Raw genomic sequence first — 7,360 nt, 5'->3', positions numbered from 1 at the left:
GTGTGAAAGTAGGTTATCGTCAGGCTAGTTATAAGCAAAACCCCACCAGGTGATCCTGGTGGGGTTTTTTGCGTTTACACGCTCTCTTCAATGACCGCATCTCATCCGGCGCTGGTGACTACGCAGCGAACCTGGGCTCCCGCCTTCGCGGGAGCGACGGTTCTGCGATACGAACATCAGCAAGTTTGTGGCGTGCGAGCGATGCACGCGTCGCAGCTCCCGTTCTATCGCCGGCCCCGGAGTTTTTGAGCCCCAATAAAAAGAGGAGCCAAAGCTCCGCCGTTTATTCGCGTGCGTGTGGCCACCGCCTCACCGGCACCGGCATATGACAGCCTCGCAGCGCCAGTCAGACGCCCCAGAGCACGTCGGTCTGCTGGTCGCGGGCCGAACGCAGCATTTCCAGCAGCGGATAGGCGCGTGTGGAGAAGGTCACGAGTTCGATCGGCTCATGGTCGTTGTCTTCGGTTTCGCCATGGTGCGCATGGACGTCGCGCTCGACCTGTTCCGACACCTGGTGTTTACGGCTTTCTTCGATTTCGCCTTCGAGGAGTGCGACTGCACGCCGCGCTTCTCCCGCCGTGATGACGCCGCGCTCCGTATCCTTGTTCAGCATATCGAGGATGCGCTTGGCATGCTCCTGGTACATCAGGACCTCAGGATAGGACTTGCACTTGAATGTAATCAACATAGCTATTCCAATCGTCAGTTAATGACTAAACGATAACACGAGTTGGTAGTGCGGTCATCCCGCGCATGCTCTTATAGCTGTGGTCGCCGAAGAAACCAGGCCACGGCAAGTGTGAACATGGTGGATGCGAAAGCACCAACCGCCCCGAGGAGCTGCAGATCCGACGGCTTGCCCGTTGCGGCAGCAACCAGGCACCATGCGAACCCGCCCCAGGACAAGCCATTGGCCACCTCGAGCAGGGACCTCAGCACGCCACCCTTGCCACGCGACGCGTAATCGCTGCGCGCGCCCGGCCGTCCGCACCAGTGGACGATCAGCGCGGCTGCGCAGACTGCACCGCTGACCGTAAAGCATGCCAGCAAGCCCGCGACCGGGGCGCGCACCACGAGCCAGAGCAGGGGAAGGGCGACCAGCAGCAGCGAGGGCATCACTGCAGCTGCGAGCTTGGCCAGCCGGATAACGCGCGGCGCTGCCGGCGCAAGGCGCAGCAGGTCGGGCGCGTCTTCGGCCGAAACCACAATCCAGGCCAGCGATGCGGTCAGCGAGGCGCATAGCAGCGTCAGGCCCGCCGCCACGGTGGGAAGCTGGATCTCGCTGCGGCGAAAGACGATGAAGAACAGCGGCAGCAGGTAGATCAGCTGCAGCGCCACCTGCGAGATCAGGTGCGGGTCACGGACGATCAGCCGCCACTCCTTGAGCACGACGGTGTCGAACAGGCGGCGCCCGAAGCGGTAGCGCACGCCGCCTGCCAGCTGAGGCGCGGCGCGGCGCGAGGATGCGGCCTGCTGCAGCCCGTGCACGAAGAAGCGGTGGGTGCGCGCGGCCGTGAACAGCGATGCCGCCACAGCCAACAGCACCAGGCCCAGCACCGGCAGCGGCTCGCCCAGCAGCGCGCGGCCCGGCAGCCATAGCGCGCTCGATGCGCCAAGTGGGCCGTTTGCCGAAAAGGCGCGGGCGAAAGCGGTGGCGGCCTGGGCCTCCATCCCGTCGGAGAAATGGGAGAACAGCTGCGACAGGATGAACAGCAGGGCTCCGGCCAGCGCCCCGATCACCTGGGCGACGACGCGCGTGCGGCGCGCCCCGATGATCCTGACCAGTCCCAGCGTCATCAGCATGGCGGCGCAGGCGATGATGGTCGCGCAGCCCAGGATGACTGGATAGACCGCGAGCCAGCGCGCGTAGCCGAGCATTGCCCCGGCATGCGCGAACGGCGCCAGCAGGAACAGGTAGAGGCTGGAGGTGCCGATGGCGACCGTCCCGAGGCGCACGGCGAAGATGCTGCGCGATGACAGGGGCGAGGACAGCAGCAGGTCGAGGTCGCCCCGCTCGAACAGCACCAACACGCTGGAACTCAGTGCGCTGGAGAGCATGAAGGTCATGCAGCCGAACAGCAGCGCGGTGACCGCGACCAGCACGCGCGGGTCGGAGGGTTCGATGCCCGCGCTGCGCGAGACGACGAAAAAAGCCGCGACGTGCAGCACGAGCCAAACCAGGGCAATGGCGGCCAGTGCGCCGGCGCCGGGACGGCGCTGCGTCTTTTTCGACTTGCCGGACGCCGCGTTGTACCAGAACAGCCTGGCCTCGTGCCAGGCCAGCCAGCCGATGCTGCCGGGTGCGCCCATCATGGCTGCGCGGTCAGCTGCAGGAAGACATCTTCGAGGCTCGCGCCGCTGGTGCGCGCGCGCAGTTCATCGAGCGTGCCTTCTGCGATCAGGCGGCCCTGCCGGATGATGCCGATGCGCTGCGCGAGGCGCTCTGCCACTTCGAGGATGTGGGTGGTCAGGATCACTGTCCCGCCCTTGGCGACGTGCGACAGCAGCAGGTCTTTCACCTGGCGCGCCGCGGCGGCATCGAGCCCGGTGAGCGGCTCGTCCAGGATCAGCAGTTCAGGCTCGTGGATCAGCGCCCCGGCCAGCGCGAGCTTTTGCTTCATCCCGCGCGAGAAGCCTTCGGTGAGTTCGTGCGCATGCTGGCTCAGGTCCAGCCAGTCGAGCAGTGCGCGTGCCCGCGTTTCGGCTACGGCGGCGTCCACGCCCCATAGGCCGGCGACGAATTCAAGGTATTCGGTCGGCTTGAGTTTCCCGTACAACATCGGATCGTCGGGCAAGTAGGCCAGGCGCCGCTTGGCTTGCTGCGGCATGGACGCCAGGTCGATGCCGAGCACCTCGATGCTGCCGGCATCCGGCGCCACCAGCCCGGCTACCATGCGCAGGGTCGTGGTCTTGCCGGCGCCGTTAGGCCCGAGCAGGGCATACAGCTCGCCACGCCGCACCGACAGGTCCAGGCCGTCCACGGCAGGACGGCCGAACGATTTATACAGGCCCCTGACCGACAGGGCGGGAGGCAGGGCACTGGCGCTCATTGCGCAGCAAAAGAGTCAAGGAACTGCTCGGTATGCTCCGGCGGCATTGTCCCCGGCCTGCCCACCACGATTACCTGGAAGACGCGCGCACCTTTCGCCACGAAGCGTCCGACGATCCGCACGGAACCGCCATTGCCACGGCCGGTTGCATCAAGCTCCAGCGTCGCATCGCCCGGTTGCCCTGCGGGCTCGGTGACGGCGCCGATATTGCGCAGCAGTGCCTGGCGCATCGCCGGCAGGATCGCGCGTGCGGTGGCCGCATCTGGCGCCTGTGCGGTGCCTACCGCAAACGTCGTTCCATCGACCTCTGCGGCAGTCATGGTCATGTCGACCTGCAGGCCGCCCAGGTCGATGCTGCGCGTGTGGGTGGAAGGCTTGGCAGGGAACTGGACGCGGAAAGATCCGTCGCTGCTCGTATGGTCGCGCCAGTTATACGAGGGTGTGCATCCCATCAGCAGTGCGGCGGAGAGTAACAGGAAGGAAGCAGGAAAGGAGGATAGGCGCATCCGGCGATGATAACAGCAGGGGCCAGCCATGTACGGCTGGGTCTCGCGCGCTGTTACGCCTGATGACGATATCGCCGCACAGGCAAACGGTTCCTGCTTATCTCCTCTTGGAAAGAACAGGTGTTATTTAATGGTTACGCGAAAATGGGTTATTTGGAAACCAAGAGTTTCTTTTCCAGTTCCTTGTCGGGGGCACCGACAACGCGGCGCCGCGCTATGCCGATATCCTGGTGACTGCGTTTGGTGGCGAAACGGCAAGCTACCGGATGAATTTTTCAGCCAATTCCAACGGCAACATTTCTTCAGGGTCGATACGGCCAATGGCACACTGCTGAATAATGTGGCGATTTCGAGCAAGGTCGGGATCACGGATGTGCGCCAGCCCCGTATCGTTGCCCGGATACCCGAACCGGCCACCCTGCTCAGCCTCGGAATCGGCATGGTCGGCCTGCTGGCAGCGCGGCGGCGCAGGCTGCCGTCCGCTGCGGCGCCCGGCAGCACCCCGGATTCAGCCATCGCGTAGCGCGCGGCGGTACTGGATCGCTTCGGCGATATGCCCGGCCGCCACCCCATCGGCGGCGGCCAGGTCGGCGATCGTGCGCGCCACCTTGAGCACGCGGTGGTAGGCGCGCGCCGACCAGTGCAGCTGCTGCATGGCCGCGCGCAGCAGCCGGTCGCCGCCCGCATCGGGGCGGCAGTAGCGGTCGATCTCGCCCGGCGCCAAACGTTGGTTGGGCTTGCCCTGGCGCGCCAGTTGCAGCGCATGCGCCTGCGCCACGCGCGCCGCAACTAGCGCGCTGCTCTCGCCGTCGGCCTGCGCGCCGATGCTCTCGGCCGGCATGGCGGCCACGGTGAACTGGATGTCGATGCGATCGAGCAGGGGCCCGGAAATGCGGCCCTGGTAGCGCTGGGCGGTGTCGGGCGTGCAGCGGCATTTGCCGGACGGGTGGCCGAGCCAGCCGCAGGGGCAGGGATTCATGGCGGCGACCAGCTGGAAGCGCGCCGGGAAATCGGCCTGGTGCGCCGCACGCGAGATCGTGATCTGGCCCGATTCGAGCGGCTCGCGCAGCACTTCCAGCACGCGGCGGTCGAACTCGGGCAGTTCGTCGAGGAAGAGCACCCCGTGGTGGGCCAGCGATACCTCGCCGGGACGCGGCAGGTTGCCGCCGCCGACCAGGGCCGCGCCCGAGGAGGTGTGGTGCGGGCTGCGGAACGGGCGCCGGCGCCAGCGCTCGGGTGCGAAGCCGCCGCAGAGCGATTGCACTGCGGCCGACTCGAGCGCCTCGTCATCGCTCATCGGCGGCAGCAGCGCCGGAAAGCGCGAAGCCAGCATGCTCTTGCCCGCACCGGGAGGGCCGATCAGGAGGACCGAATGGGTGCCGGCGGCCGCCACCTCGAGCGCGCGCTTGGCCGACTGCTGTCCCTTGACCTCGGCGAAGTCCGGATAGTCGATGGCCGGCACCGGTGCCTGGCCCTGGTGGCGCGGCAGCCGCAGCTTGCCCGCGCCATGCGCGAAGTGGGCGCAGACTTCCAGCAGGGTGCGGGCCGGGTGGATGGCGGCTTCCGTCACCAGCGCCGCTTCGTCGGCGTTGGCGAGCGGCAGGATGAAGGCGCGGGCGCCGCCGTCGCCGTCGCGGTGCATGGCAAGCGTCATTGCCAGCGCGCCGCGCACGGGCCGCAACTCGCCCGACAGCGACAGCTCTCCCGCGAATTCGTAGCGCGCCAGCTGATCCGCCGGGAGTTGCTGCGAGGCCGCAAGGATGCCGAGCGCAATCGGCAGGTCGAAGCGGCCGGACTCCTTTGGCAGGTCGGCCGGGGCCAGGTTCACGGTGATCCGGCGCGGCGGGATGGTAAAGCCGGAATTCTGCAAGGCCGCGCGCACGCGGTCTTTGGCTTCGCGTACTTCGGCATCGGGCAAGCCGACGATGGCAAACGCGGGCAAGCCGTTCGCCAGGTGGACTTCGACATTGACAACGGGCGCGGCCATGCCCGCCAGGGCGCGGCTGCGAAGGACTGCGAGGCTCATGGTGTTCCTGGACAGGGAAGGAGACGTGCAAATACTGCAGGGTGGCCAGGGCTTGGCGCTTGCGCTTGACCAAAGGTGCAGGGGGCCTGCTGCTTGCGCGGGTCGCGACGTTCACCGCGCTGTCGGCTGCTGACGGCAGGTTTTCTGGAAAGCATTGCTTGTGCTAGGCTCGCGTTTTTCTCGGGAGACCATATTGCAGCGCAAGTCCGTATTGTTGGCCGCCGGCCCGGTAGCCACGTGTCCCCAAAATACGCAGCCCAGCCTCGGCCGCATGCCCGGCCTGGACCTGTTGCGCGCCATCGCGATTCTATGGGTGATGGCCTACCACGTGACCAGCTATGGCGTGGTGTTGCCGGCGCCGGCCGAATTCGGCTGGATGGGCGTGGACCTGTTCTTCGTGCTGAGCGGTTACCTGATCGGCGCCCAGGCCTTCGCGGCTCGCCTGGCACCCGGCGGACCGCGTTGGGGGCAGTTCATGGCCCGGCGCGCCTTGCGCGTGCTGCCCGCCTACCTGGCCGTGCTTGGCCTCTACCTGTGGATCCCGGCCTGGCGCGAAAGCCCGGGCATGCAGCCGGCCTGGCAGTTCCTGAGCTTCACGGCCAACCTCTTTCCTGATTATTTCAACGCCCGCGCGTTCTCGCATGCCTGGTCGCTATGCGTCGAGGAGCATTTCTACCTGGTGCTGCCGGTGGTAGTGTCATGCCTGGGCTGGCGTCCGGCGGCGTGGAAGACGGCAGCGGTGGCGCTGGCGATCCTCGCAGGCGGCATGCTGCTGCGCGGCTGGGTGTGGTACCAGGAAGTCGCGCCCTGGCTGGGCGTGGCCAGCGGCAGGGATGCAGGAGTGCTGCGCTACATAGAGCACATCTATAACCCGACCTGGGCCCGGCTCGACGCCCTGGTGGTGGGCGCCGTGCTGGCGGCGGTGCGGCTGTTCCGGCCGGCCTGGTGGGAAGCGATGACGGCCCGCTCGTGGGGGTTCTTGCTGGCGGGCGTGGCCGGCGTGGCGGCGACCGGAAGCCTGCTGTTCGACGGCCCCCTGAACGCGGGCATGGCCATCGCCGGCTTCCCGCTGCTGTCCCTGAGCCTGGGAGGCATCCTGGTGGGCTGCGCCAGCAGGCAATCAATGCTGGGGCGCGTGAACGTGCCAGGGGCGCGCATGATGGCGACCCTGGCCTTCAGCCTCTACCTCACGCACAAGAGCGCCTATCACCTGGTGCGGGAGCAGCTCGGCACGATGGCGGGCGGCGGCAACCTGGTGGCGCTGGCGACCTATGGCTTTGCGACGCTGCTGTGCGCCGCGCTGCTCTACCTGTTGGTCGAACGCCCGGGCCTGCGGCTGCGCGAGCGCCTGCTGCGGCCGCAGCGCAGCGCGCCGGCAGCCGCGCTTACAGCAGCGGGTTCTTCGTGACCGCCACCGCGACGATATAGGCGAAGCAGGCCAGTGCGCCGGCAAAGGCTGCGCCCCGCACCTGCTGCGTGCGGCCGCGCTTGAGCGCGATGGTGCCCAGCACGATATAACCCACCAGCGCCACCACCTTGGCCGTCAGCCAGGACTGCTGGCCCGGATACTGGCTGCTCCATACGGCCAGGCCGATTGCGCTCACCAGCAGCAGCGTATCGACGACATGCGGCACGATCTTGACCCAGCGCCGCTGCAGCTGCCGTGAACCGGTCAGCATCCAGATGCCGCGGATCAGGAACAGCAGGCCGCTCAAGGCAGCAAAGGTGACGTGGATGTGCTTCAAGGCGAAATAGGTCATGGCAGGTTTGAAAGTTGA

General features: G+C 67.0%; 8 protein-coding genes. 2 read left to right on the top strand and 6 right to left on the bottom strand.

Annotated features, from left to right (window positions below; translation table 11 throughout):
- Positions 1-346: 346 nt before the first annotated feature.
- The 4 genes from AC56K1_RS19825 to AC56K1_RS19810 form a co-directional block, all read right to left on the bottom strand.
- A complete protein-coding gene (locus AC56K1_RS19825) occupies positions 347-688 on the bottom strand; it encodes a DUF1840 domain-containing protein (protein ID WP_497159507.1) in 342 nt (113 codons plus the stop codon).
- A 71-nt stretch (positions 689-759) separates the two neighbouring features.
- Positions 760-2,313: a putative ABC transporter permease subunit gene (locus tag AC56K1_RS19820; protein ID WP_497159506.1), complete on the bottom strand. Its 1,554-nt coding sequence runs from the start codon at positions 2,311-2,313 to the stop codon at positions 760-762.
- The gene (locus AC56K1_RS19815) at positions 2,310-3,050 is read right to left on the bottom strand and encodes an ABC transporter ATP-binding protein (protein WP_497159505.1); all 741 of its coding nucleotides are present in this window, start codon (positions 3,048-3,050) and stop codon (positions 2,310-2,312) included. The genes AC56K1_RS19820 and AC56K1_RS19815 overlap by 4 nt, the downstream gene beginning before the upstream one ends.
- On the bottom strand, positions 3,047-3,502 hold the full coding sequence (locus AC56K1_RS19810; protein WP_497159504.1) for a hypothetical protein: 456 nt from the start codon (positions 3,500-3,502) through the stop codon (positions 3,047-3,049). Before AC56K1_RS19810 ends, AC56K1_RS19815 begins: the two co-directional genes overlap by 4 nt.
- An 82-nt stretch (positions 3,503-3,584) precedes the next feature.
- Between AC56K1_RS19810 and AC56K1_RS19805 the strand changes: the two genes are divergently transcribed.
- On the top strand, positions 3,585-4,079 hold the full coding sequence (locus tag AC56K1_RS19805; protein ID WP_497159503.1) for a PEP-CTERM sorting domain-containing protein: 495 nt from the start codon (positions 3,585-3,587) through the stop codon (positions 4,077-4,079).
- Here the strand turns inward: AC56K1_RS19805 and AC56K1_RS19800 are convergent.
- On the bottom strand, positions 4,065-5,582 hold the full coding sequence (locus tag AC56K1_RS19800) for a YifB family Mg chelatase-like AAA ATPase (protein ID WP_497159502.1): 1,518 nt from the start codon (positions 5,580-5,582) through the stop codon (positions 4,065-4,067). The two genes, AC56K1_RS19805 and AC56K1_RS19800, sit on opposite strands and share 15 nt — an antisense overlap.
- 271 nt (positions 5,583-5,853) lie before the next feature.
- On the opposite strand from AC56K1_RS19800, the gene AC56K1_RS19795 reads away from it, so the two are divergent.
- The gene (locus AC56K1_RS19795; protein WP_497159501.1) at positions 5,854-6,990 is read left to right on the top strand and encodes an acyltransferase family protein; all 1,137 of its coding nucleotides are present in this window, start codon (positions 5,854-5,856) and stop codon (positions 6,988-6,990) included.
- On the opposite strand, the gene AC56K1_RS19790 is transcribed toward AC56K1_RS19795, so the two are convergent.
- Entirely contained in the window at positions 6,968-7,342 is a 375-nt protein-coding gene (locus AC56K1_RS19790; RefSeq protein ID WP_497159500.1) for a SirB2 family protein, read from the bottom strand. The genes AC56K1_RS19795 and AC56K1_RS19790 overlap by 23 nt on opposite strands.
- Positions 7,343-7,360 lie beyond the last annotated feature (18 nt).

Source organism: Telluria sp. ZB4P37 (genome assembly GCF_059685855.1).
The sequence above is the reverse complement of the archived record's forward strand: the minus strand, read 5'-3'. Positions and strand labels throughout refer to the sequence as shown.